This is a genomic window from Hyalangium gracile (genome assembly GCF_020103725.1).
Classification (GTDB): domain Bacteria; phylum Myxococcota; class Myxococcia; order Myxococcales; family Myxococcaceae; genus Hyalangium; species Hyalangium gracile.
Window position 1 is genome coordinate 41,324 of record NZ_JAHXBG010000020.1, and the last position, 24,673, is coordinate 65,996.

Here is a 24,673-nt window from a genome sequence, read left to right on the forward strand (position 1 = left end):
TCTCGCTTGGCTGGCCGGGAGTGATCTCGCGATCGAGCAGACGATTTGGCGTGCGGCGACCTTCATGCAGGGAGACCTCGAAGCGGTCACGGCTATCCAAAGGGTGGGCCGGAAGTAGTGGGGCGCCCTGAAGTGCCCCTGACGGGATTCGAACCCGTGGAGGAGGGGTGTCCTAAACCCGCGACGGCATACGCCTTTCGAGGAATCGCGAGTGAATCCGGCCACTTCGAATCCTCGGGCCCGTCCTCGCCAGTCTCACCTGTCCCTCCGAGTCCCCTCCAATCCTGGAGACATTTTGGAGGACGTGGGCCCTGGGGACCTGGAATGTGGCGTGCTGGCGCATGGCTTCGCGCGGGTGCGCTGCGAGAGTTGCAAGGACGAGCTTCTCGCCGCGCAGCAGAGAGCACGAGGACAGGGCCTCGGCAGGGGGCAGGTCGGGGCGGTGTCATTCGTCCCGTTCTTCGGCTATACGCGGGTGAAAACGGCGGAGCGATCCGCGATCCTCGTTTGGGACGGCCGAGAAATCCCTCGCCGAAAGGTCAGGTGTGGGATGCCACTCTTCGACAATGGCGCCTTCGACGGTGATCTCGCCGAGCTGATCCAGCGCTGCATGCAGTTCGTGCCTGCTCCGGAGCGGCTCGCCGAAGCAGACCAGTGGCTGGCGAGTCTGGAGGAGGACGGCCGGCTTCTCCCGGTGCGCAAGTTCGCCGGACGCCCCACACGCGGCGAGCTCTTTGCGGTCGGCCGTCGCCGCTTCGTCCCGATCGACAACGAGACCCTCGTGCACCTCTACCGGGAACTGCTGGAAGGGGGCGTGCCGGAGGGGGACTTCGAGGACCTGTACCGACGCGGTGCGCTTACCGTCTCGTGGAAGCTGGACACTGAGACATCCGCCCTGGGAAGCCAGATTCGAAAGGGGCAGGTCGCAGCGCCCTTCCGGGATGAAGGGCTCAAACTCGCGCACCTCATCGACGCTGCGCGGGGACTCGCGGGCGAAACCGAACCAGATCTGGTCCAGCGCTTTCGATTGACCCTGAACCCGCTCAACTGCATCCCGTTTCCAAGCCCGAAGCGATACCGGTTCGAGCCTATGCGCGGCTACTTCGATCCGGGAGAGGCGCCGCACATCCAGGCGCTGCTGGCAGCCGCGCTCGCCGAGTATGCCGGGGCACCGTTCCTAGCGTATCGTGCTCGGGTTGGAGGGAATCGCGAGCCGTTGCCGAGCCGGTGGAGAGAGTTGGCGCGCGACATCCGCGTCCGGTTCACGTTGCGTCAGAGTCAGCAGGCTCGACCGATATTCGCCAAGGCCTCCGCACAAACGGGGCGTCTCGAGCGGGACTCGTGGGGGGTGATCGATTCGGACGTGGACGCGATCACGCCCCGCGGGAGCCCTCTACGCTTCGCGAACATGGCCGCACTGATGGATGCGCTCCGCGAGTGGCGGCATGAGTGTCCGAATGCCGAGCGCCTCCACGGACACCGTACGTTCTTGAAAATGAACCGCCGGACAGGAAGACAAACGATTAGCTCCAGTGATCCGAAAGCGTACGTCTACTTCCACATCACGCCGAAATGCGTGCTGGGCGCTTGTGACCATGTGCTTCGCGAGTGGCACTTGAACGGAGATACCAGCGTGAGCGCGATCGACGAGCTGATCGGTCTGTACGAAGCGCAGGACCAATTTGACGCAATCTTCATGTTCGAAGCAGTGAAGACGCAGGACAAGCTGATGTTGCAAGGGAACGAGAGATCGAACGGGCTCTACTGTTATGGCTGAGCGCCAGCGCTCCGGTAGCATGGAGATCACGACGGCACGATCACAATAGGTCGTCGCTTCTCATCTGGCGTCCGTGGAAGCGGACATCGCGGTGCTTCTCAAGAGACTCATAGGGCGGGTCGGTGATCGCGAGGTACACCGACCCGGACGGGATCTCGCCAAGCCACTTGATGGCGTCGAGCTGCGCGAGGCGGAATCCGATGAGCTTCAGGGCAGTGTCAGGTTCGCTCCAGGAGAATGCTATTGTACGCTCCGCAGAGTGGGCAGCGCATATGGCGCTCGACCTTCTTGTCACCGAGGGCCTGGTCCATGACCTCCAGTGGAGCCCGCTGGCAGGCGGGGCACATGACCACCACCTTGGGTTCCTTGGCCAGGATGATCCCTGCCTCTACCCACCGCCGCGTCTCGTCCTTCACCGTCTCCCCCCTTCCAAGACTGCCTGGAAGGCTCGGTCCGCGAATCTCCTGGCAGCCTGAGTTTCGCTGTGAACCGTAGCCATCGTAGCCCCCTCGGCTCGAACGACACTCGTCGTCAGCCGGTGAAGTTCATGTATACCCTCTGACCATGACTCCTCGCAGGCACGCTACGGGAGCGCGCCCCAGAGAGGATCATGCTCCGTGTCCCATCCTCCATTCCTCAACCTGAGGGTGAAACTGCCCCGCCTCTCTCCACAGTGCACCGTGGTCCGGAAAATCTCCGCTCTCAGGCGGGATAGGGATCGAGGAGAAGGCTTCGTCCCCGTATCTGTCATGGTGCGGGCGAGGCGTGATCAGTCGGGCGGGAAGGGGGTGAACGCCATGCTGAGCGCCGTGAGGAAGCTGCTGGCCTCGACACTCACGCGGAGGATGACGGCGGGAGGAGGCCCGTTGCGGATGCTGCGGGGCTCCTCATGTCCTTGGAGAAGACCCGCTGCTAAGGATCCGAGGTCGGCCGGCGCTGGGTTGGGAACACAGGGACGTAGCACCTGCCTTTGTACACGTAACCCTCATCGCGGCAGGTATCGAGATCTGTGTTCACGTCCAACCAGCACCCTCCATTTATCGCGACATGGATCCTTTGAGGGCAGCGACCGTCCCCGTCGGATCGGATCTGCCCTGGCAATGGTTTTTGGGGGAGATCCAAGGCGATCAAATGTCCGCTGAGGGGGATAGGGAGGCTCCCCCCGGGTGTCACGGTCGTGGTGTCTCCGATGCCAGCGGAGCCCGCGTCGCTCTGATGAGGGCTCTCTTCGAGCTGCGCCACGACAGGCTCCTCCAGCCGGCGAGGAGTCTCGCCCCAGCGGATGCACAGCAGCACCGTCAGCACTAGAGGGATCGCTACCAGCAAGGGTCGCAGCCGAGAGGTCCACTCTCCGGACTCGACGCGCTCGGGACTGTCGTGGCGGTGAGCACCTCGGCTTCCCGGTGCTCGGATGCGACTCCTCCGTCGCCGCTTCGTGGGTCGCAGCCGCGCCTTGTTGCCCAGGAGCTTCAAACGCAGAGCATGGCCCAACAGCGCCGCGAAGGGTGTCTCCTCGTGACGCTCATCGGAGGGCGACTGCGCATCCTCGGTGAAGAGAGGCTGATCCGCCTTCGGACCCACGCGCTCCACGACCTCTTCGAGGGCCTCGGCCAGCTCTCGCGCCGTGCCCCGCGCCTCGGGAGCCAGGGAGAGCATGCGGAGGATCAGCGCGCTGAGCCGCGGCTCCACACGTGGATTGAGCTCCAGCGGAGGACGATACTCCGCTTCCTCCAGGTCCCACCTGCCCGCCTCGTCCTGTCTCGGCTCCGCGGGTGGAAGGTACTCGCGGGTGACGAGCCGGTAGGCCGTGACCCCCAGCGCGAACACGTCATCCGCCGGCCCGGGAGCGTAGGCCACCGGAGGGAACTGACGAGGCTGCAGGGAGAACCGCCACGCCTCCGGTGAGCGGTACGCCGGTGTCCCGGGAGGAAATGGAGGCGGCGTCAGCGGACGAGCGTCCGGGTAGTGTCCCGAGCCAAAGTCCATGAGCAGGGCGCGCTGGTCCGCGAGCCGCACCAGCACGTTGTCTCCCTTGACGTCTCGGTGCACGCCCACCGCGTGGACGGCGGCGAGCGCCCCCGCAAGCTGTGCCAGGAGCCGAGCCACCTGGCGCGAGGAGGCAGCGTGCCGGCGTGCCCAGCCGTACAGGGGCTCGCCCTCCACCCAATCCATGACGAGGTAGGGGTACACGCTCCCCATCGGCTGCCGCCAGTGCCCCTCGTCCAGAAGCCGCGGCACGCTCGGATGGTGGAGGCGGGAGAGCAGCTCCGCCTCGCGCTCGAAGCGGGGATCCTCGGCGTACATGCCCAGCTTGAGCGCCACCGGGCCTTGTGCCTCCGTGCCCACCTGCTCGGCGCGATAGACGGCCCCGTAGGTCCCCAGCCCCGACATGTGCAGCACACGCCACGGTCCTATCTCGGTTCCGGGAGGAAGACTGGCTGGATGCAGGTGGGGTGCGTGAACCCTCTCCATGAAGCACCTCGTGAGTGGAGCCCGCGGCGAGCGCCGCCGGTGCCAGCCTACTCCACACGTAGGCGAACACGAGAGTCATCTGAAAGGTTGGGTTCCGAATCCCGGGGACTCACGGGCCGGCGTCGGGAGACGCCAGGGGCAGCTCGACCGTGAACGTCGCCCCCTGGCCCTGTGTGCTCTCCACCCGGACGGTGCCGCCGAGCGCCTCGACTATCTGCCGGGTGATGTAGAGCCCCAGCCCCAGCCCGCCGTAGTGCCGCTCGGACACGGCGCGCTCGAAGCGCCCGAAGATGCGAGACAGCGCCTCGGGCGCGATGCCGATGCCCTCGTCCCTCACCGTCAGCCGCGCATGCGTGCTGTCCACGCCCGCCCCCAGGAACACGCGCCCTCCCGCCCCGTACTTGATGGCGTTGCTCAGCAGGTTGGTGACGACCTGCTCCAGCCGGAGCCGATCCCAGCGGCCGATGATCGGGCCCTCCGCGTCGATGTGGAGCGGCGAGTGGGCCTGGGCCGCCTGCGCCTCGAACCGGAGCGCCACCTCGCGCACCACCGAGGCCAGGTCCACCTCCTCCCACGTCACGTGCAGGCTCCCCGCAGTGATGCGCGAGATGTCCAGCAGCTCGTTGATGAGCACCCCCAGCTTCCCGACGACCCGCTCCACCTCCTCCAGCCGCGAGCGGAGCTTCTCGGGCGTCACGCTCGGCCCCATCCCGCTCGCCGCGCGCAGCAGCGACTGCACGTGCAGCTTGAGCGAGGTGGTCGGGGTGCGCAGCTCGTGGGCCGCCACCTGCAGGAACTCGTCTCGCAGGCTGATCGCCAGCTGGGCCTGCCGGTACAGCAGCGAGTTGTCCAACGCCACGGCGGCCTGTGCCGCCAGCCCCTCCACCAGCTGCTCGTGCTCCCGCCGGAAGCGCCCCGGCTCCGGGTGCCCGAAGAACAGTCCCCCCAGCACCACTCCGGAGCGGCTCTTCACCGGCACGGCCAGATAGCTCCTCACCGGCAGGTGCCCCTCCGGCATCCCTTGATAGGGCGGATTGGCGCCGTAGTCCGGAGACTGAGTCACATCGTCCAGCCGCACCGTCGCCGTGCCCTCGAACGTGGGGCGGAAGATGCGCGTCTTGCGCGGCATGGGGAACCGCTCGAACGCCTCGCGGGGCGCTCCCGACAGCGTGTACAGCAGGTAGGACTCGCCCTTGTCGTTGGTGAAGTTGTGGAAGAAGGCCCCGAAGGACGCGCCCGTCAGCCCGGTCGCCTCGTCCGTCACGCGCTGGACGAGCTTGTCCCGGTCCAGCTCCGAGGCGAACGCCAGGCCCAGCCGGGAGAACGTCTCCGCCGTGCGCTTCTCCTTCTCCGCGCGCAGCACGGCCTGCTGCGCCTCGTGGAAGAGCCGGCGCGTCTCCATGGCGCCCGCCACGCGCCGGGCCAGCTCCTCGGCCATGCCTGGCGCGTCCTCGTCGAAGCGCTGGCGGGGCGAGCAGACGCCCAGGAGCATGAGGCCCAGCTTCCGGTCCTGGCCGTGGAGCGGCGCCAGGATGACGCCGTGCACGGTGAGCGCCTCGAGCGGCAGCAGGTGCTCGGCGGCCTGGGAGAGCTGCTCTCGCGTGAAGAGGGCCGCCTTGCCGCTGTCCAGCACGCGGTGCACGGGGCTCTGGGCGTCGCGTCGGGGCGGAACGCGCAGGCCCTTCCGGAGCAGCGGGGCCTGCAGCGCATCCCGGTGAGCCACCGCCACCCGGCTCAGCGAGCCGTCCTCCCGCAGCAGGTCCACCACGCAGAGCTCCGCGAAGGACTCCGTGGCGAACAGGGCCACCTGCTGGAGGAGCCCCTCGAGCTCGTCCGTGCTCTCCACGAGCAGGCGGCTCGCGTCCGCCAGCAAGCGCAGCTTCTGCTCGGCCTTCTTGCGCGCGGTGATGTTCTTGCTCACCCCGATGAAGCCGATCGCCTGGCCGCTGTCGTCGTGCATCTGGCGCGTGGTGATGTCCACCCAGATGTCGGTGCCATCCTTGCGGCGTCCCCGCCACTCGCCGACGTAGTCCTGGCCGTCGGTGATGCGGGCCAGGTCCTTCGCCAGGATCGAGATGTCCTGGTCCGGGTAGAGCATGGCCGGTGTCTGGCCCAGCATCTCCTCGGCCGAGTACCCGAAGAGCGCCTCCGCGCCCTGGCTCCAGTGCACGATGTGGCCGGAGAAGTCCGTGACGATGATGCTGTCCTGCACGCTGTGCAGGATGGTGTCCTGGAAGAGGAGCCGCTCCTCGGCGCGCATGCGGGCCGCATGCAGGCTCACGAAGACGGACAGCTTGGTGCGGAGGATGTCCGTGTCGAGCGGTGGGGCGATGACGTCCACCGCGCCCAGGGCATGGGCCTGGCGGACCTGCGCGAACTCCAGGGCCGCGTCGCTGAGGATGAGCAGGGGAGGGTAGGCGCCGCGCATGCGCCGCTGGATGAGCCGCGCCTGCTCGAGGCCCTCCGAGCCCAGCGCTCGCACGCGCAGGAGCACGGCGGCGAGCTCCCGAGGGCGCAGTGGCTGGAGCGCCTCCTCGCTGGGAGCCGCCTTCACCAGTCGCTGGCCCAGGGGCACGAGGCCCTGCTCGAGCGCCTCGAGGCTGGCCAGGTCGTCCCCCACCAGGAGGATGGTGCCTACCCTCGACTTTGCCACCGCTCTGCTCCTCGCCTCGACATGGAGTCGGCTACCTGGGCTCGTCGGCGACCGGGCCCACCACGCCAGGAACCACCCACTGCATCTGGTTGAGCTCCTGCACCGTCATCGTCTTGTCCGCGGGCAGGCGCGTCACGCCGTGGCGATCCTGCAGCGGCCCGGTGAACGGATCGAACGTGGGCTTGCTCGAGGACATGTCCTTGAGCAGCTCCATCACCCGGTCGTACACGGACACCTGCTTGCCCCCCACCGTCATCTGCGCCTTCTTCAGCGCCTCGACGTACTTGGGGTTGATGGGCATGCCGGGCTGGCCGCCCATCTCCACCGCGCCCTCGCGCAGCAGCCACCAGTAGTCCACGTCCCGCAGCTTGCCCGGAGCGTAGGTGCCGTCGCGCACCTTGCTCAGGAAGTCGATGTAGATCTTCTCCCAGTGCACCAGCTGTCCGGACACCACGAAGTCCGGCGCGAAGCGGTGCATGGGCGAGTAGTGCGCGAAGCTGGGCACCTTCCGGCGGCCCGCCACCTGCACCACCGTGGCCGTGTCCTCGGTGAAGGCGAGCACGTCATTGCCCTCGGCGATGAGCGCCTCGGCCGCCTCGCGCGCCTTCACCGGGCTGACCCAGGCGTTGATCCACTTCACGTTCACCGTGGCGTTGGGCTTCACCGCCCGCACGCCCAGCGCGAACGCCGAGATGTGGCGCTTGAGCTCGGGGATGGGGAAGGCCGCCACGTAGCCCACCTTGCCCGAGGTGGTGAGCGCTCCGGCCATCAGGCCGTTGAGGTAGTAGACTTGATAGAAGTCGGCCATGAAGGTGGCCATGTTCGGCGCCCGCTTGAAGCCCGAGGTGTGGGCGAACACCACCTGGGGATACTTCTTCGCCGCCTCCAGCGTCTGATCCATGAAGCCGAAGCTGGTGGTGAAGACGACGTTGCAGCCGCCCTTCACCAGCCGGTCGATGACGGGCAGCGCCTGGCCCTCGGGCACGGCCTCCACGTACTGCGTCGTCAGCCCGGGCAGCGCCTTCTCGGTGAGCTTGCGTGCCTCGTCGTGGGCGTAGCTCCAGCCGATGTCTCCCACCGGCCCCACGTAGATGAAGCACGCCTTGAGCTTCGAGTCCGCGGCCCGCGCCGGGCCCGCAAGGGCCAGCGCCAGCAGTGCCAGCCACAACACCTGTGTCTTCATTCCGTGCTCCTCCTCATCGCTCGCCCCGGTGGTAGGGCCTGCCCAGCGCCGCGGGAGCCGAGCCCTGGGTGCGGCGCAGTCCCGCCAGGGCCAGTACCACGATGACCAGCAGATAGGGCATGGCGGCGAACAGCTCGGTGGGGATGTGACTCTGATCCTGCAGCCGGAACTGCAGGTAGTACAGAAGTCCGAAGAACACCGAGCCGAGCACCGCGCGCAGCGGGCTCCAGCCGACGAAGATGACCAGGGCCACGGCGATCCACCCCAGCCCCGCCGTCATCCCATCCGTCCACGCGGGGCGGTAGGCCAGGGACAGGAAGGCCCCGGCCAGCCCGGCGAGCGCCCCGCCGAAGGCCACCGCCCCGTAGCGCACCGCCACCACGTTCACGCCCAGCACGTCCGCCGCCGCCGGGTTCTCTCCCACCGAGCGCAGCACCAGCCCCGGCCGGGTGGCGTGCAGGAAGGCCCAGAGCAGCACGGCCAGCACGCCGGCCGCCACGGTGAAGGGCAGCTCGGGAGCGGGCTCGAAGAGGATGGCGCCCTCGTAGCGCTTGCCCAGCAGCCCCGCCACGCCCAGGCCCAGCATCGCCAGGGCCAGCCCGGACACGTAGGCGTTGGCGCGCAGGGTGAGGGTGACGAAGCCGTGCAGCAGCGCGGCCAGCGCTCCCACCGCCATGGCCAGGCCCACCGCCAGGCTCAGCGACTCGGCCTCCGAGGCCACCCCGAAGGCGGCCAGCGCCCCCACGGCCATCATCCCCTCCACGCCCAGGTTCACCACCCCGGCGCGCTCGTTGACGAGCACGCCCAGCGTGGCCAGCAGCAGCGGCGTCCCGAAGGAGAGGGCGCGCGCCAGCGCCTGGAGGAGCTCCTCGATCATGGCGACCACCTCACCCGGTAGCGCGCCAGGGACTCGCCGGCGATGAGGCACAGCAGCATGAGCCCGCTGAAGACGTCGATGACCCGGAAGGGCATGTTGAGGCTGATCTTCAGCAGGTCTCCTCCCGCGAGGATGACGCCCATCAGGGGCGCGGTGAGCAGCACCAGGGCCGGGTGGCCTCGGGCCAGCCACGCCACGATGATGGCGGTGAAGCCGTAGCCCAGGGAGAGCTGCGACGGGTCCAGCAGTCGGTGGTGGATGCCGGCCACCTCGCCCACGCCGGCCAGCCCGGCGGCTCCGCCCGACAGCAGCCCGGTGAGCAGCACCACCCGGGGAATGGGCATGCCGACGTAGCGCGCGGCACGGGGGCTGGCGCCCACCACGCGCAGCTCGTAGCCCAGCGGCGTCCGCGTGAGCAGCACCTGGAGCGCCACCGCCAGCACCGCGCCCAGCGCCAGCGTGGGCCAGTGCACCAGCGAGTCCCCCAGCAGCGGCAGCCAGGCCGGCGCGGGGAACTCGTCGGTATAGGTGTAGCCCTGCACCTGCTCGCCTCGCCACGGGCCGCTGACCAGGTAGAGGACGAGGGAGCCCGCCACCGCGTTCAGCATCAGCGTGGTGAGGATCTCGTTCACGTCCACGCGCGCCCGCAGCCACGCGGCCGGCAGCGTCCACAGTCCGCCCGCCACCGCGCCCGCCAGGAACATCAGGGGCAGGCTCAGGGCGCTCGAGGGCACAAAGAGGGCGACGGCGCTGCCCGCCGCCGCGCCCAGCAGGAGCTGTCCCTCCGCGCCGATGTTGAAGAAGCTCACCCGGAAGGCCAGCGTCAGCCCGCTGCCGATGAGCAGCAGCGGGATGGTGCGGCGCAGCACCTCGGCCAGGCCCTGGCCATCGGCCAGCGTGCCCTCCAGCAGCGTGCCGTAGGCCTCCAGCGGGCCCACGCCGTAGGCGGCGAACACTGCGCCCGCCAGCGTGAAGGCGAGCGCCAGCACTCCCAGGTACACCCCGAGCACCTTGGCCCGACGCGGCAGCGGATCCTGCTCGAGGCGGATCATCCCGCTCCCTCCGCCGCCTGCGTCATCATCCTCCCGAGCCGCTCCAGGTCCACCTCTCCGGCGGGCCAGGGGCCGCGCAGCTCTCCCTGGTAGAGCGCGGCCACCCGGTGCGAGAGGGCGAACAGCTCGTCCAGGTCCTCCGTCACCAGCAGCACCGACATGCCCTCCTGGGCCCGCTGGATGAGGAGCCGGTGCACCTGCTCGGTGGCGCCCACGTCCACGCCGTACGTGGGGTGCACCGCGATCAGCAGCCGAGGCGAGCCCGCCAGCTCCCGCGCGAGCACCGCGCGCTGGATGTTGCCGCCGGAGAGCAGGCGCAGCGGCGCAGCCGGGCTCGGAGTGGCGATCTGATAGGTCTGGATGAGCTCGGTGGCCTTTCGCTCCAGGCGCTGGCGATCCAGCCAGGGCCCGCGTCGCAGCTCCGTGCGGAAGGTGCGCAGGGCCAGGTTCTCCGCCACGCTCATGGAGGGTACGGTGCCCGCGGGCCGCTCCTCGGGGACGTGGGCCACGCCTCGGGCGAAGAGCCGGGCCGGCGAGCGCTCGTCCAGGGGCTGTCCCTCCAGCAGCACCTCCCCACCGAAGGGGCGCAGGCCCGTGAGCGCCTCCACCAGCTCGCGCTGCCCACTGCCCGCCACGCCCGCGATGCCCAGGATCTCTCCGGGCGCCACGCTGAAGCGCACCTTGCGCACCGCGGGCAGCCCGCGATCCGAGCGCACCTCCAGCTCTTTCACCTCCAGCCGCACGCCCGGCTGAGGCGGAGCGAGCCGCGGCCGAGGCACGGCCTCACGCCCCAGCATCAGCTTCACCAGCTGCTCGCGGGTGGCCTCGCGCGCTGGCAGCTCGCCGACCTTTCGGCCCGAGCGCAGCACGGTGACGCGGTCGGCATGCGCGAGCACCTCATCGAGCTTGTGGCTGATGAACAGGATGGCCATACCCTGGGCCTTGAGCCGGGCGAGCTGCTCGAAGAGCGGCGCCACCTCCTGGGGCGTGAGCACGCTGGTGGGCTCGTCGAGGATGAGGACACGAGCGCCCCGCAGGAGCGCGCGGAGGATCTCCAGCCGCTGCTTCTCTCCCGCGGAGAGGTTCTCCACCCGGGCCTCGAGGTCCACCCTCAGCGGGTGGTCCGCCAGCCGCTCCCGGAGCGTTGCCAGCAGCCGGCGTCGCGTCAGCAGGAAGCCGCCGCGCAGCCCGAGCGCCAGGTTCTCCGCCACGGTGTGCCGCTCCACGAGCAGCGGGTGCTGGGGCACCAGGGCGATGCCCAGCCTCAGCGCCTGCGCGGGCGAGCCGATGCGCACCAAACGTCCCTCGAGGAGGATCTCCCCCGAGTCCGGCGCGTACAGGCCATAGAGGATGTTCATCAGCGTCGTCTTGCCCGCCCCGTTCTCGCCGAGCAGGGCGTGCACCTCGCCGGCGTGGAAGTCCACGCTCACCCGATCATTGGCGACGACGCCGGGGAAGCGCCGGGTGATGGCGGACAGCCTGAGGAGCGGAGGGGACGTCTCCATGTCTCCCTAGCGTCGCCTGGGCGGCTCGAGCGCCTCGCGGGCCATGGCGTCCCGCGCCTCGCGGAACTCCTCCGGCATGTGGCTCGAGCCCGGATGCCACGGTGGTGACCAGGTCCAGTAGTCCATCCCCCAGGGCACCCACGGATAGCGCTCGATCTCCTTCCCGTCGATGAAGGCGAAGTGCAGTGGGTCGCGGCCGTTCTGCTGAACCTTCAGATACGCCAGCTGCGTCTCCTTGATGTAGGCGAACCGCCGGTCATCCGGTGAGAAGGCCATGGACTCGATCGAGCCGGTGTCGAGCTGTTGGCCATCCAGGACCAGCCGGACCTCGCCGACGCAGGCACCCGAGCAATACCCCCGCGCTTCGCGGCTGCCCTGGGGCGAGGCGAGGCGCTTCCGCGGATATCCGAAGACATCATCTGGCTGGAGCCCGACTGGCACGACATGCTCCCGGGAAGAGGCACTCCGCGAGACGCGAGCATGCCATAGCGCCGCCCCTCAACCACCTGGTCCCGGTACGCGGCGCGCACACCGCACCCGAGTCCCCGCCGCCTTCCCATGGAGGGGCCCATGTCGGGTCAGAGCGCCAGCAACTGGTATGCTTGTCATACCAGTTCACGACACGTCCGACCGACAGGGAGGGCCTGGTCCACACCCGGGCCTCCAGGGACTGGCGCCGTCTCCCTGAACTCCCAGGCCATGGTGCAGGCGGCGCTCAGCGGGCTCTCCTTACGCCGCCTGCATCCATCGGACAGGGGCTAGCGGACGCGGATGGCGTCCGCGATGACGACGGCGCCCTCGGCGGCCCAGCGGCTGACCTGGACCTCGTTCCAGCCGGCGGGGAAGTTGTAGGTGCCCAGCGTCTGCCACGCACCGCCGCCGGTCTGCTGGTTCTTGTACACCGTGCCCAGCTTGTTGTTGTTCGCGTCCCAGATGATGAACGGCGTCGCCGTGGAGCGGTTGGTGCCCGCCGTCCACCACGCGTCGATGGTCCGCGTCGCCGGCGCCGACAGGTAGAAGGAGAACGTCACCGGATCCGAGATGGCCTCGGTGGACGCGAAGGCATAGCCGGTGCCGTAGTAGCCGGCCGTGCCAGAGGAGGTGACCCAGGTGGACGAGCCGCTGAACTTGGCCACCGTGGTGTTGTTGTTGGCGTTGTCGCTGTCCACGATGATGCTGGTGGGCGTCGGGGTGCCACCGCCGGTGCCGCAGTAGGAGTTGACCTTGCTGATGTAGCTGGACCACGGCCAGTTCGGGCCCGGGTCCGTGCGGTTGGACGGCTGCAGCCGCCCGTGCGCCACGATGTGGTAGCTGTCGCGGGTGATGACCTGATCCTTCGAGATGTTGCAGGACAGCTTCGCCGAGGCGTCGATCTGCCCCGCGGGGAACGAGGACTGGCTGGCGAAGCCGCCGTGCTCGATGCCCACCGAGAAGTGGTTCACCGACACGCCGTTGAGCCCGCAGTCCTTGCTGCCGTTGAGGCTGCAGCTATAGGAGGCCGCCACGTGCCAGGCGCGGTTGGACTCGCGCACCAGCTGAGTAATCTCGCTGCCGCTCTCGTTCACCACGTAGTGGGCCGAGGCGCCCGCCGCCGAGTTCGTCAGCCAGCTCCAGCACCCGGAGTAGTTCCCCTCGCAGGTGTGGATGACGATCATCGAGATGTTGGTGCCCGCCGGGCGCGCGTTGTAGTTGGGCGAGGGGCGCCAGATGGAGGCGGTGTAGTCGGGGCCGGCCGCCAGGGCGTGCAGCGAGGGCGCCGCGAACTTCGCCTCCACCTGCGTGGGCATGATGGACGCGGTCACCTGGCCGTCCGCGCCCTCGGCCACCACGCCGCTGCGCAGCGTGGCGTACACCTGCTTGTGGATGTACTCGGCCTGCGCGTCCGTGTTGTCGATGCCGCTCAGCCGCGCCACCGCCGGGGCCCACGCGCCCAGGTCCGCGCGGTCCACCTTCAGCTCGTCTGCGTGGGAGGACAGCAGCGCCGCCGCCGCGCGGATGTTGGCCGCCGCGTCGTCGCGCACCTGCTCGGCGGAGACACCCACCAGGGCCGCGCCGCGCTCGATGGCCTGGCCGCGCAGGGCCATCACGCCGTGGGCGGCCGGCATGCCGGCGAACTCCTCTTCACCGTGGACCATCTCCCAGCGCGTCTCGCTGTAGGAGATGGCCTTGAGCAGATCGGCCGGGACGTTGAACTCGCGGGCCGCTTCATCGAAGAGCGGATCCAGCTGGCCGGTGGAGCCGCGGTTGAGGACGTCCTGCGCCGAGTCGATGGCGCTGGAGGGAGTCTGCGCGGGCTCCGGGTTCTGCTGAGGACCACAGGCGGCCAGGGAGAGGGCGGCGGCGGTGGTCGCGAGCGCTTGGCGCAACGTGAACATGAACACTCCTTGAGGGGGGAAATGAGGGCTGCGAGGACTGCGCCCTCTTCTGCCGGAGGGCGGGGTCTGCTCAGCAGCCTTCGTGCCAGCGAGCACTCCCCTCGGAGACAGGCCCGGGCGCCCGCTAGAAGTGGAGCATCCATGCACCAGTCATGCTGTAGACATTGAGAGAGCTTCCCCCGGGGCCTGCGTGCAAGCCCTTGAGCTCACGGGGGAAATGGCATCGCCAGCGCACGCCGCGCGCGTTCTCGCGGAGTGGGGAGCGGATGTCGCAGTTGTCCTGATTTAAGACGCTTTCCGCGATAGCAGGTTTTCTGCTGGGCGCGGTAAGTAAGGAGGTCGCCTCGGGGTGCTCAGCCGAAGATGGGCGAGGGGTCGAGGTGCGCGAGGTAGCGCTGGATGCGCTGCTCCTTCATGTCGAACACGTTGCAGAAGGGCAGGGTGATGCGGCGGCCGTCCTTGATGCGGTTCATGGAGAGCTCGCCGCGCACCACGACACCTTGAGGGGTCTGCCAGACGTCGATGAGCTCGTGCCGGAGGTTCTGGGCGAGGGAGAGGATGGCGTTGATGACCTGCTTGGCGCCCTGGGGACCGGAGACGGGAACGCCGCTGCCCATGCGGAAGGAGGCGTCCTCGGAGAGGTAGGCGGCCCAACCTTCGATGTCGCCCTGGTCGAACTTCGCGAACAGCTCGTGCACCCAGGAATGGTCGGCCATGTCCCCTCCTACAGAGTGACGTAGTACATCTGATCGCCGCCTGCGTTTTCCGTCAAGCCACCCCCGGGAAATTCGTGCAGAAGTCACTACCTGTGGGGTCGCCCTGGAGTTTGGCGAGGCGCGTTACGCTCGGCGGAGCGGGCCGTGCGGGCGCTCGCGGGAGAGGACCATGGAGCACGAGAAGAGCATCCGGGAGCAGGGGCGCTTCGTGCAGCGGCTGGCCGAGGACATGCGCGCCCTGCTCGAGGCGGTGCCGTTCGGCGCGGAGGTGTCTCGGAGCGGAAATGACGTGGTGCGGCTAGCCCGGCCGGTGCTGGCGGTGACGGGCGCGGCCGGGGTGGGGAAGAGCACGCTCCTCCAGGTTCTCGACTCGGCGGGGGCCGTGGCTCGCAGTGCCTCTGCCGCTGATCCGGGCGTCTCCGAGCCGGCGGCGGCCCCACGGCCGTGGGAGGGGCTGGAGGTGGCGAAGGACGCGCCTGCCTCGGAGTTGAGCGGTGCACCGGCCAGGGTCTGGGTGCTCGTCACGTCCGCGCTTCAGCCGCTGACGCTGGGTGAGCTGACGCGGCTCCATGCGCTGGCGGAGACCGTTCCGGATGTGGCGCTGCGGGTGGTGCTCACGCGCGCCGACGAGGTGCCGGCGGAGGAGCTCCCGGCGGTGAAGGAGCGCGTCCGCAACCTGCTGGCGGAGGCGCTGCCGGGCCGGAGCATCTCGTTCTCGGTCGTCTCCGGCCGGACGGGCGAGGGGACTGCGGAGCTGCGCGCGGACCTGATGGCGGCGCTCTTCCGGGGGCAGCGGGATCGGCTGCTGGAGGAGGTGGAGGCGTGGGGGGCGGCGCTCTCGGACCTTCGCGCGCTGCTGGAGATGAGGGAGCTGGCGGCGGTGAAGCCGGAGACGCTCGAGCGCGTGCGCACGCGGCTGGATGAGCTGCTGCTGGAGGAGGGGGCGCGGCTGAGGAGCCAGCTCCCCGGACTGGCGGAGCAGTTCCAGCGAGAGCTGGAGCCGAAGCTGCCGCGCTCCCGGCGCCAGCTGACGAACGCCTTCAAGGAGACGCTGGTGGCGAGGCTCCAGGCGGGAGTGGAGGGCGTGCACCAGCGGCTCAACCAGGAGCTGACGGCCGCGCTGCGAGCGGACGTGGACTCGGCGACGACGCTGGCGCTCACGGACAGGTTCGAGGGTGTCTTGAGGGCCGGGCCGCGCTTCTTCGACTGGCAGTCGGCGAAGAAGGTGGGCGCGGTGGGAGCGGCGGGGGCGGCGCTGCTGGCGGGAGCGGCGGGCAAGCCCTCGGGCTGGGCGCTGGCGGGGGCCCTGCTGCTGGGAGGACTGCTGGGCGGGCTCATGGGCAATGCGTCCACGGTGGGGACGCCAGGCGAGCTCCGCGAGCAGGTGACGGAGCCGCTGCTGCGAGACGCCGAGCAGCGGTTGAGCCAGGCCACGCAGTCCTCGCGGGAGGATCTCTCGCGGCTGTGCGAGCTGCTGCGCAAGGTCATCCGGGTCTTCACGGAGCCGAAGGCGGGGGCGTACGACGTGGCCTCGCTGCAGCGGGTGGTGTCCCTGGCGGAGGTCAGCCACAAGCAGCTCGCCGACGAGGTGCGCGCCTTCGTGCGGAACCTCGAGGCGGAGGAGCTGCTGGAGAAGCTGAACCTCCAGATGCCCTTCGAGAAGCGCCCGGCGGACGCGGCGCCGAAGACGCCTGGGACGCTGCCGGCCGGCACGGGGCAGGCGTAGCATCCAGGGGATGAAGGCCTGGTTCCACGAACCAGCGGAGTCCACCTGGGGCCGCGGACTTCGAGCCGTGCGTCTTCCCGAAGCGAGCGGGTTGGCATGGGCGGACCCACTTCTCACACTCCGCGTCGATGGGACTGATCTCGACGGGAGGTGGTGGAGCTCGCTCAGCTCGCAGGAGCATGTTTCCCCGCTGAGCTCCATCTGGAAGGAAGCATCTTCTTCCGCGAGGAGGCTCGGATTCGAGCCTCCTTCCAGGACCTGCTTTGAGTGGCGCCTCGGCAGACGCTCAGGAGGACTTGAGCTCGCCGTCCTCGCTCGTGGGGCGGAAGAGGTTGAGCGGCAGGTGGAGGTAGCGGCGCCCGTTGGCGTGAGGCCTGGGCAGCCGGCCCGCGTCGATGTTCACCTGGACGCTCTGGAAGAGCAGGCGGGGCGGCGTCAGCGTGGCGTCGCGCTTCTGGCGGAAGGTGACGTACTCGTCCTTCGGGGTCTCCGCCCGGAGCTGGACGTTCTGCCGCTTGGAGGCGCCGATGGTCGTCTCGTAGCGCAGGGGCCGGCCGTTGGGCTGGTAGTCGTGGCCCACGAAGACGCGCGTCTCGTCCGGCAGCGCGTAGAGCCGATCATGCACGGAGCGGTAGAGCGCCTCGGCGCTGCCGCGCGGGAAGTCGCAGCGGCCCGTGCCGTAGTCCTCGATGAAGAGGGCATCTCCGGTGAAGACGGCGTCGCCGATGCGGTACGTGACGCAGGCGGGCGTATGGCCGGGCGTGTGGATGACCTCGATGCGCAGCGAGCCGGCCTGGAACGTCTCGCCATCCTTCAGCAGGCGATCGAACTGGCTGCCATCCGCCTTGAACTCGGGGCTGAGGTCGAACAGCTCCTTGAAGGTCTGCTGCACCGTGGTGATGTGCTCACCGATGGCGATGGGGGCCTCGAAGCGGCGCTTGAGGTACTGCGAGCCGGACAGGTGGTCGGCGTGGGCATGCGTCTCGAGGATGAAGCGTGGCCGGAGCTGGTTCTCCACCAGGAAGGCGGCCACCTTCTCGGCCGACTCGGTGGAGGTCTGCGAGGCGAGCGGCTCGTAGTCGAGCACGGGATCGATGACGACGGCATCGCGGGTGGCCTCATCCCAGACGACGTAGGTGAGGGTGTACGTCTTGGGGTCGAAGAAGGGCTCGATCTTCATGGCGTGATTCCTCTCGGTACAGGCGGGTTCATGCACCGTGAGAGCCAGCGCCCACGCGGAAGGATTCACGCCCCGGGCCTGCCCGAAGGGGTAGGTTCTTCGTCCGGCTCACAGAGTCTGTGGAAGGAGCCTGGGCGGCTCGACGCGGCAGGGGAGGGACATTATCTTTCTGACATGACGCGCCGCGCTCGCCAGGTGCTCGATGAGGCCCTCAAGCTCTCGCCCGAGGAGCAGTCACTCGTCCTGCGTGAGCTACTGGTTCGGCTCGAAGGAGAGCCTGAGCCGGAGGCCGAAGCCGCATGGGCCCAGGAGATCGAGCTTCGGGCACAGCAGGCGCGGGCCGGCGCTCCGTCCGCAGGGGACTGGGAGACGGTCTGCGACGAGATTGAAGCCGAGCTGACCCGGAAATGAGCTCGAAGTTGACGCTCTCGGCGGAGGCCCGCCGTGAGCTTCGCGAGGCAACGGTCTGGTATGAGTCACGCAGCTCTGGACTCGGCCGGGAGTTGCTCGCGGCTGCGCGTGACTGCTTCCGCCGCATCGAAGCGAACCCCTCCGCAGGCAGTCCAGTGCGCGGAATCCCTGATGGCGTGGGGGCTCGCCGCATCCTGTTGAAGCGATTTCCCTACGCCATCGTCTACATCGAACTCGCGGCGGAAGTGCGCGTGCTGGCCTTTGCGCATCTGCGACGCAAGCCGGGTTATTGGAAGCACCGTTGATGAGCCAGTGCACGTGCCGAGTGCTCACGCGGGCTTGGGCACCTCGGCCAGGCCGCGGCGGCGCAGGTCCTCGAGGTCCTCGGTGAGCCCCACCTCCAGGCTCCGCTCGGACTCGATGTAGCGCTGCATGAGCGGGACGGGGCAGTACAGCCGCCCTTCTCCGTCCGGCACCAGCACGTAGCTCAGCTCGCGGTGGTCCATCGCCTCGTCGAAGTCCACCGAGCGGATGTCCGCGCCACGCGCCTTCAAGGCCTGGCGGACCTCCTCGCGCGTGGGCCGCCCGAGCAGCAGCGCCTGGCGCACCACGGCCCGGTGGAGCGGATGGTCCCCTCGCCAACGGCGCCCCTGGTCTCGCAAGTCCTTGTCCTCGCGGAAGGCGCGCTCCAGGTGCTCGCGGGTGAGCGTGTGGGTGTCGGACGGCAGCGACTCCACCAGCGCCTTGCATGCCAGCACGAGCAGGTTGGCCCTGCGCCCGGCCTGCTCCACCAGGAACTCGGGCGTGGTGGGCGCATCCCACTGCAGAGCCAGGGCCGACATCGGCTCGGTGACGAGCGCCAGCGCCGAGCGCGGATCCAACGGCTCCAGCCGCAGGTGCTCGCCGAAGTTACGCAGCGGCTGCTTCTCGTCGAGCACCACCGCCCGATACAGGTCCCAGAAGCCAGCCAGGATGAAGTAGGCCCGGCCCTCCTCCGCCAGCGCGCGCATCGCCTGCAGCACCGGGTACCCGGCCCTGGCATCCGCGCTGATGAAGTCATCCGCCTCGTCGATCAGCCACACGCGCGGGCGGGAAGGCACTCCAGCGGCCACCTCCTCGAAGGGAGGCAGTGGCCCTCCGCCCGGGGGAAGTCGCTCGCGCTCCCGGGCCAGTCGCCGGTGCAGGTCTCCGTCCGCGAGCTCCACATACTGCGCATCCAGGTCCGAGCGCGCCTGGAGCCGCCGGAGGACGGCCAGCAGCAGGCTGCTCTTGCCCATCTGCCTCTGGCCCACCACGAGGAAGTTGCGCACCGTGCGGTCCGCGATGGCGCGCACCTCGCGCTCGCGGCCGAAGAAGAGGTTCTCCAGCTTCACGCCGCCGGCCACCTGGTACGGCGACAATTCGGAGACGGCGACCTGCTCGGAGATGGTCGTCTCCAGCACGCGCACGGGCTCCTCGGCCAGCAGCAAGTCCCTCAGTGGGTTGGCGGAGAGCACCACGCTGCGGACACGCGGCACGCCCTCCAGCACCTGGCGGGCGTTCTTCGTGTGCGTCCGGTCGAGCACCAGCACCTGGCTCGGGCCGCGGCCATCCTGGAAGACATCGGTCATGAGGCGCTCTGCCACGCCGGATTCCAGGCGTGTGCCGTCGATGACGACCACGGCGGTGTCTCGCGCGAAGCGCAGCCGGAGTGACGGCAGCGACAGCGCCCAGGCGTTCGAGGCCAGGCTCGCGCCGAGCCTCCCGCCGATGGCCTCCGCGAAGGCCGTGGCCGCGGCCTGAGGCTCCTTGGCACCGCGCAGCGCTCGTTCCCAGCGGGTGACGGGAATTCCCGCGGCGGTGATGGTGGAGTCCAGGCGCCTGGCCCGCCGCAGGGCCTGATCCGCCTCGGCCATCTGCGCCAGCGGGTAGCTCTTGAGCGCGGCAGGTGCCCGCGCCGCCTGCACCACCATCGGGTTGCGATACACGCGCGCGTAGTGCACGACGCCGAAGAGCAGCAGCGCCCCCACGGCCAGCAGGGCATACAGCTCGAGCTTGAAGGGAACCTTCACCTCGCTCTTGGCGAGCGTCTCCCGCCGAGGCCACTTCTTGTAGGTGGCCGTGAGCTGGACGGACAGCTTGCCGGACAGGTGCAGCTCGTTGTCGGGAGTGACCGCGAAGATGACAGGCGCCGCGCCGGGCTCGAGGTTCTTGACGAACTGCGGCCGGCTGTTCCGCTCCAATCCTCGCGAGTCCGTGAGCGTCCCCATCAGCTCGAAATCCCCCGTCCCCTGGCTGCCCTCGTTCGCGATGGGGATGAACACAGTCATTCCGTCGAAGGAGGGCGCGTCCTTCACCACCAGCCGAGGCGTCCGTACCTGAAGCGTGGCCTCGACGGGGCTCTCCTGGCGGAAGGCATCCACCAGCTTGAGGTGGAGCGAGAGCTTCTCCGGAGCCGCCTCGCCCTCGGGCTTCAGGTACGAGAGCCCCACATGGACAGGTGTCTCCTCGTCGAGGCGCAGGAGCGTGGGAGGCAGGGTGAGGACGAGCCCTTCTGGCAGGGGCTCCACGGGCTCCACCCGAAGCCAGTAGGCCCGGCCCGCCCCCGGGGCGTTGGAGAGGGTGAGGACGAGCTTCGACTCGGCGGAGAAATCACGGACCATCGCGTCGGGCTCGGCCTGGACGGTGAGCTGGGGAGGCGTGCTGTCCTCGGGCGGAGGGACGGCGTGGAGCGCCCTCTTCTCGAGCTCGCGGTAGAGGAACCGTCCTCCGTCGTGACGGTAGATGGGCCCGTCTCGCAGTCCGCTGATCCAGCCGGTGGGGCCTCCTCGCAGGAACCCGAACGGCACCTTCTCGTTCTGAGTGGTGGACCACAGTCGCACGGCCCCATCTTCCCCCGCCGAGGCGAGGGTGCCTCCATCCAGGCTGAATGCCACGGCGGAGATCACCTTCATGGATGGAGCCAGCGCGCCGTTCAGCTTCATCCGGGGGCGCCACGTGTTCACGTCCCACAGCAGCAGCAGCCCGGTGCTCCCTCCCGAGGCCAGGGTCTTCCCGTCCGGGCTGAAGGCGATGGACTGGACGGCCCCCTCGAACCCTTGCAGCGACGAGAGGGAGCGCCAGGACCCCCCGGGCTTCGGAACACTCCACAGGCACACCTTCTCGTCGTCTCCCGCCGAGGCGAGGATGCTCCCGTTCGGGCTGAAGGCCACGGCTCTGACGGGCTTGCTGTGGCACTTCAGGACGGACATGGGCTCGCGCCGGCCCCCCTTCGCCGCCGGGGGCCCCTTGCCGCGCTCTCCCCCGGAGCTCCCCTGAGCCCTGGAGCCCAAGGGGTCCTCGACGTCCCACAGCCACACCCTGCCGTCATCTCCCGCCGCTGCGAGCACGCGCCCGTCCGGGCTGATGGCGAGCGTCCGCAGGGGAGCGCCGCTGCTATTGATGAGCGTGAGCTTCAGCCCGTTCCCGGAGTCCCACAGCTGCACCACTCCATCCTCGCCAGCCGAAGCCACCACGGTCGTCTCTCTGGGGTGGAAGGCCACGGAGAGCACCGCCTTGCTGTGGCCTCCCGAGAGCGTGTGGAGCCTGCCTCCGGGGTCCACGTCCCACAGCTGCACCGTTCCATCGTCCGAGCCGGCGGCCACCCTTGAGCCATCCGGGTTGAATGCGACGGACCGCACAGTCCCCTTATGTGGACCCAGACACTGGATTTCGTGTCCGGAGTCCAGCGCCCACAGGCGGATCTGCCGGTCGGCCTGAGCGGCGGCGAGGGTCCGCCGGTTCGGACTGAAGGCCATGGACAGCACGGGGCTGGAGGGAGACGTCATGCGCTGCACTTCGGTCCCGAGGGCCAGCTCGGTGATGCGGATCGTCTTGTCCGCCAGCGCCCACGCCACGGTCCGTCCATCCGGGCTGAAGGCCGCCGCGGACGCGGGTAGGCCGTCTCTGATGGCGGCCACCTGCAGCTCCAGCTCCGGCTCATCGCCCGGCTTGTCACCGCGCTCGAGGTCCACCCGCTCCAGCTTCACGGTCCCGTCGAGCTGCGCCGCGGCCAGGATGCGCCCGTTCGGACTGAAGGAGACGATGGCCCTCACGTCGCGCGTGGGGCTTCGCTTCGAGCGGCCTTCCTTGGGCGGGGTGTCCCCCTGCCAGGTTTCCACGTTCCCGGTGCTCCAGCCCGCGGCAAGGGTGCGCCCATCCGGGCTGAAGGCCAGGGATCGCACCTCTCCGGAGTCACCTCTCAGGACGGGCTGCTCTCGCCCAGTCTCCCGGCGCCATCGCCGGATCGCGCCATTGTTGCCGGACCATGCCAGGGTCTTCCCGTCCGGACTGAAGGTGACGGCCAGGATGGGGCCAAAGCCCACGGGCTCGAGCACCCGCGGCTTCTCCGTGCCCTGAGTCCACAGCTGGAGCTGCCCGTCGTCTCCGGCCGAGACCAGGAGGCTTCCATCCGGGCTGAAGGTGACGGCCTGCACGGAGCCCTTGTGGGCATTGGGGGGATGGAGCGCGTCCCCCGTGGCCACCTTCCACATCAGCACCTGCCCATCCTTGCTGCCGGAGGCCACGAGCTGCCCGTCCGGACTGAAGGCCACGGAGAGCACCTCTTCCCGGTGGCCTTCCAGGATGCGCAGCGCGCGCCCGCTGCTCACGTCCCACAGCCGGACCCGCCCGTCCTCTCCACCCGCGGCGAGGAGCCGTCCGTTGGCGCTGAAGGCGAGGCTGGCACTCACCTCCATGCGATCCCACGTTACCCCATGGAGGATGGGCGCAGGCTCCCCCTCCGGGACGAGCGGCTCGCGAACCTCCGCGCCAGCTCCCGAGGCGATGAGAAGGGCACCCAGGCAGAGCCACAGGCCGCGACGGCTCACGGCCGCACGTCCTTGCGCGCCAGGGCCTCACGCGCGGCCAGCTCCACCGCCTTGCACCTCAGCACCGTCCTGCCCGTGGAGTCCCTGCGCACCAGCCCCGCGAAGTACAGCCGGACCTCCGGGTACTCCACCTGGTTGTCGAGCGGCTCCAGCTCCTCCACCCGCTCCCCGGCCAGCAGCTTCGAGAGCACCGCCTGGCAGCTGCGCTCCCCCACGTACCCGTTGCGCTCGTCGCGGCGCAGGCACTCCTGGATGTTGCCTCGCAGCGACGGACTGCGCGCCAGCCGCGCGGTGACGGCGCCCGTCTCCAGCGAGCCGTCGCTGCTCAGCACCTCCTTGAGCAGCCCCAGGTGTCCGCCCGTGGCCTCGTGGACGCTCGGCGCCGAGCGCGCGCCGTCGAAGCCCGCGCTGTCCAGGAACTGGCGCACCTCCTCCACCGTCAGGTCCGGCACCTCGCGGCGCGGCGCGTCCTTGAAGACCGAGAAGCTCTTCATGTTGTGCAGCAGCCACGCGGAGCGCTCGCCCCCGGCGATGAGGAAGTGGAACTGCACCGCGGACGGTTCGTCCATCATCCGCCGCAGGTGCCGCCCCAGCGCCGTCAGGTGATCGAACGGGCCCCACTCGTAGCGCAGGACGATGAGGTGGTCCCTCCCGAGGCGGCTCGCCTTCTTGCGCAGGTGCTCCACCAGCGCGTCGAAGCTCGTGACGGAGGCGGCGTCCGGGTCATCCCCGGCGAGCGCGCGGCAGTACTCCGCCTCGGTGCAGTCGGGGACGTTCGGCGGCGCCAGCCACGTCACCCGGCCTCCGTACTGGGCCGCCACGCGGCGCGCGAGCGAGCGGGCACCTCCGTCCTCGGGCGCGAGCAGCACCAGCCGGTGCTGGGAGCGGAGGATGCGCGTGTACTCCTGCTCCAGCGCGGGCCGGGGCACGGGCCCCGGATCCTGCGGCGCCGGCGAGGCGGAGAAGGACGTGAGCGCCACCGGTCGGTTCCCACCGAACGCGGCCTGCGCCAGCCCGCGCAGGAACTCCGCCAGCGGCGCGCCGTGGTCCTCATACTCCACGAGCTGGATGTTGTACTTGGGCCACAGCGCCCCACGGTCGATCTGCCCCTTCTTCATCAGCGCGAAGCTGGGGACGTGGCGGCCCTTGGTGATGCCGATGACGTGCTCGAGCTGCTTGAGCACGTACGGGTCGCTGAAGCTGAAGCCCATATAAAGGAAGGGCCGAGCGTGGATCCACTGCCGCAGGCGGTTCAGCGCGTTGGTGTACTGCGAGTAGCTGGAGGGCTGCGCCGAGTCCCCGTACAGCCGCTTGTAGTCGGCGCCGGCGAGCACCAGCGTGGCCAGCCGGTGGATGGTGCCGTGCAGGTACCAGACGCGCGGCGTGTCCGCGGAGGCCTCGACGTCCATCAGGTTGAGCTCGTCATCCTGATCATTGGAGACGGGCTCGGCGCCCTCGCGGCCCCACAGCAGCACGTCGTCGTAGTTGGGGGTGATGACCACGGGCGGGCGCAGCTCCCACAGCGCCCGGACGACGGACAGGTCCGCATCCGGCGGCTGGCGCACGCGGATCCGCTCGCGCAGGAACCGGTTGAAGCGGTAGGCCCCCAGCTCCTGGAAGGCCAGCTCCGCGGCGGTGAGGAAGTCGCCCTGCGCGATGCGCTGGCGCACCTCGGCGATGGCGGACGCGGGGATGCCCTCGTCGTTCATCCGCTCGGCGAGCCCCTCCAGGAGCTGGATCCACGAGGGGAACACCCCCCGCTTCACCCCCATGCTGATGCCGGCGCCCACGAATGGGACGACCTGGTACTTGCGGACCGCCTCGACCAGCTCCCTCGGGAAGTTCATCATGCCTCTCGTGAGGGCGATGATAGCCGGCTCGGCGGGGGACTGCCTCCCG

Annotated in this window: 16 protein-coding genes; 4 read left to right on the plus strand and 12 right to left on the minus strand. The window is 69.4% G+C overall.

What is annotated here, in order from left to right:
• The first annotated feature begins 331 nt into the window (after positions 1 to 331).
• Positions 332 to 1,777 (plus strand): hypothetical protein, encoded by a 1,446-nt coding sequence (locus KY572_RS32860; protein ID WP_224247610.1) that lies wholly within the window; start codon positions 332 to 334, stop codon positions 1,775 to 1,777.
• Positions 1,778 to 2,689: 912 nt separating this feature from the next.
• Here KY572_RS32860 and KY572_RS32865 read toward each other — a convergent pair.
• The 9 genes from KY572_RS32865 to KY572_RS32905 form a co-directional block, all read right to left on the minus strand.
• On the minus strand, positions 2,690 to 4,168 hold the full coding sequence (locus KY572_RS32865; RefSeq protein WP_224247736.1) for a serine/threonine protein kinase: 1,479 nt from the start codon (positions 4,166 to 4,168) through the stop codon (positions 2,690 to 2,692).
• A 190-nt stretch (positions 4,169 to 4,358) separates the two neighbouring features.
• A complete protein-coding gene (locus KY572_RS32870; protein ID WP_224247611.1) occupies positions 4,359 to 6,902 on the minus strand; it encodes an ATP-binding protein in 2,544 nt (847 codons plus the stop codon).
• A gap of 31 nt (positions 6,903 to 6,933) precedes the next feature.
• Positions 6,934 to 8,085 (minus strand): BMP family ABC transporter substrate-binding protein, encoded by a 1,152-nt coding sequence (locus tag KY572_RS32875; RefSeq protein ID WP_224247612.1) that lies wholly within the window; start codon positions 8,083 to 8,085, stop codon positions 6,934 to 6,936.
• 13 nt (positions 8,086 to 8,098) lie between these two features.
• Positions 8,099 to 8,962 (minus strand): ABC transporter permease, encoded by an 864-nt coding sequence (locus KY572_RS32880; RefSeq protein ID WP_224247613.1) that lies wholly within the window; start codon positions 8,960 to 8,962, stop codon positions 8,099 to 8,101.
• Complete coding sequence (locus KY572_RS32885; RefSeq protein WP_224247614.1) at positions 8,959 to 10,014, minus strand: ABC transporter permease; 1,056 nt, start codon at positions 10,012 to 10,014, stop codon at positions 8,959 to 8,961. The genes KY572_RS32880 and KY572_RS32885 overlap by 4 nt, the downstream gene beginning before the upstream one ends.
• Entirely contained in the window at positions 10,011 to 11,519 is a 1,509-nt protein-coding gene (locus tag KY572_RS32890; RefSeq protein WP_224247615.1) for an ABC transporter ATP-binding protein, read from the minus strand. Before KY572_RS32890 ends, KY572_RS32885 begins: the two co-directional genes overlap by 4 nt.
• Before the next feature lie 6 nt (positions 11,520 to 11,525).
• Positions 11,526 to 11,960, minus strand: coding sequence for a hypothetical protein (locus tag KY572_RS32895; RefSeq protein ID WP_224247616.1), 435 nt, complete (start codon positions 11,958 to 11,960; stop codon positions 11,526 to 11,528).
• 317 nt (positions 11,961 to 12,277) lie between these two features.
• On the minus strand, positions 12,278 to 13,894 hold the full coding sequence (locus tag KY572_RS32900) for a golvesin C-terminal-like domain-containing protein (protein ID WP_224247617.1): 1,617 nt from the start codon (positions 13,892 to 13,894) through the stop codon (positions 12,278 to 12,280).
• A gap of 353 nt (positions 13,895 to 14,247) precedes the next feature.
• Positions 14,248 to 14,610 carry a nuclear transport factor 2 family protein gene (locus KY572_RS32905; RefSeq protein ID WP_224247618.1) on the minus strand — a complete coding sequence of 121 codons (363 nt, stop codon included), beginning with the start codon at positions 14,608 to 14,610 and terminating at the stop codon, positions 14,248 to 14,250.
• A 169-nt stretch (positions 14,611 to 14,779) separates the two neighbouring features.
• Between KY572_RS32905 and KY572_RS32910 the strand changes: the two genes are divergently transcribed.
• Positions 14,780 to 16,336, plus strand: coding sequence for a serine/threonine-protein kinase (locus KY572_RS32910; protein WP_224247619.1), 1,557 nt, complete (start codon positions 14,780 to 14,782; stop codon positions 16,334 to 16,336).
• A gap of 286 nt (positions 16,337 to 16,622) precedes the next feature.
• Here the strand turns inward: KY572_RS32910 and KY572_RS32915 are convergent, their stop codons facing one another.
• Complete coding sequence (locus tag KY572_RS32915) at positions 16,623 to 17,516, minus strand: MBL fold metallo-hydrolase (protein ID WP_224247620.1); 894 nt, start codon at positions 17,514 to 17,516, stop codon at positions 16,623 to 16,625.
• Between the two features lie 174 nt (positions 17,517 to 17,690).
• On the opposite strand from KY572_RS32915, the gene KY572_RS32920 reads away from it, so the two are divergent.
• Positions 17,691 to 17,927 (plus strand): addiction module protein, encoded by a 237-nt coding sequence (locus KY572_RS32920; protein WP_224247621.1) that lies wholly within the window; start codon positions 17,691 to 17,693, stop codon positions 17,925 to 17,927.
• A complete protein-coding gene (locus KY572_RS32925) occupies positions 17,924 to 18,232 on the plus strand; it encodes a hypothetical protein (protein WP_224247622.1) in 309 nt (102 codons plus the stop codon). The genes KY572_RS32920 and KY572_RS32925 overlap by 4 nt, the downstream gene beginning before the upstream one ends.
• 24 nt (positions 18,233 to 18,256) lie before the next feature.
• Here the strand turns inward: KY572_RS32925 and KY572_RS32930 are convergent, their stop codons facing one another.
• Together KY572_RS32930 and KY572_RS32935 are read right to left on the minus strand one after the other, a co-directional pair.
• On the minus strand, positions 18,257 to 22,774 hold the full coding sequence (locus KY572_RS32930; RefSeq protein ID WP_224247623.1) for a WD40 domain-containing protein: 4,518 nt from the start codon (positions 22,772 to 22,774) through the stop codon (positions 18,257 to 18,259).
• A complete protein-coding gene (locus KY572_RS32935) occupies positions 22,771 to 24,624 on the minus strand; it encodes an SIR2 family protein (protein ID WP_224247624.1) in 1,854 nt (617 codons plus the stop codon). Before KY572_RS32935 ends, KY572_RS32930 begins: the two co-directional genes overlap by 4 nt.
• Positions 24,625 to 24,673 lie beyond the last annotated feature (49 nt).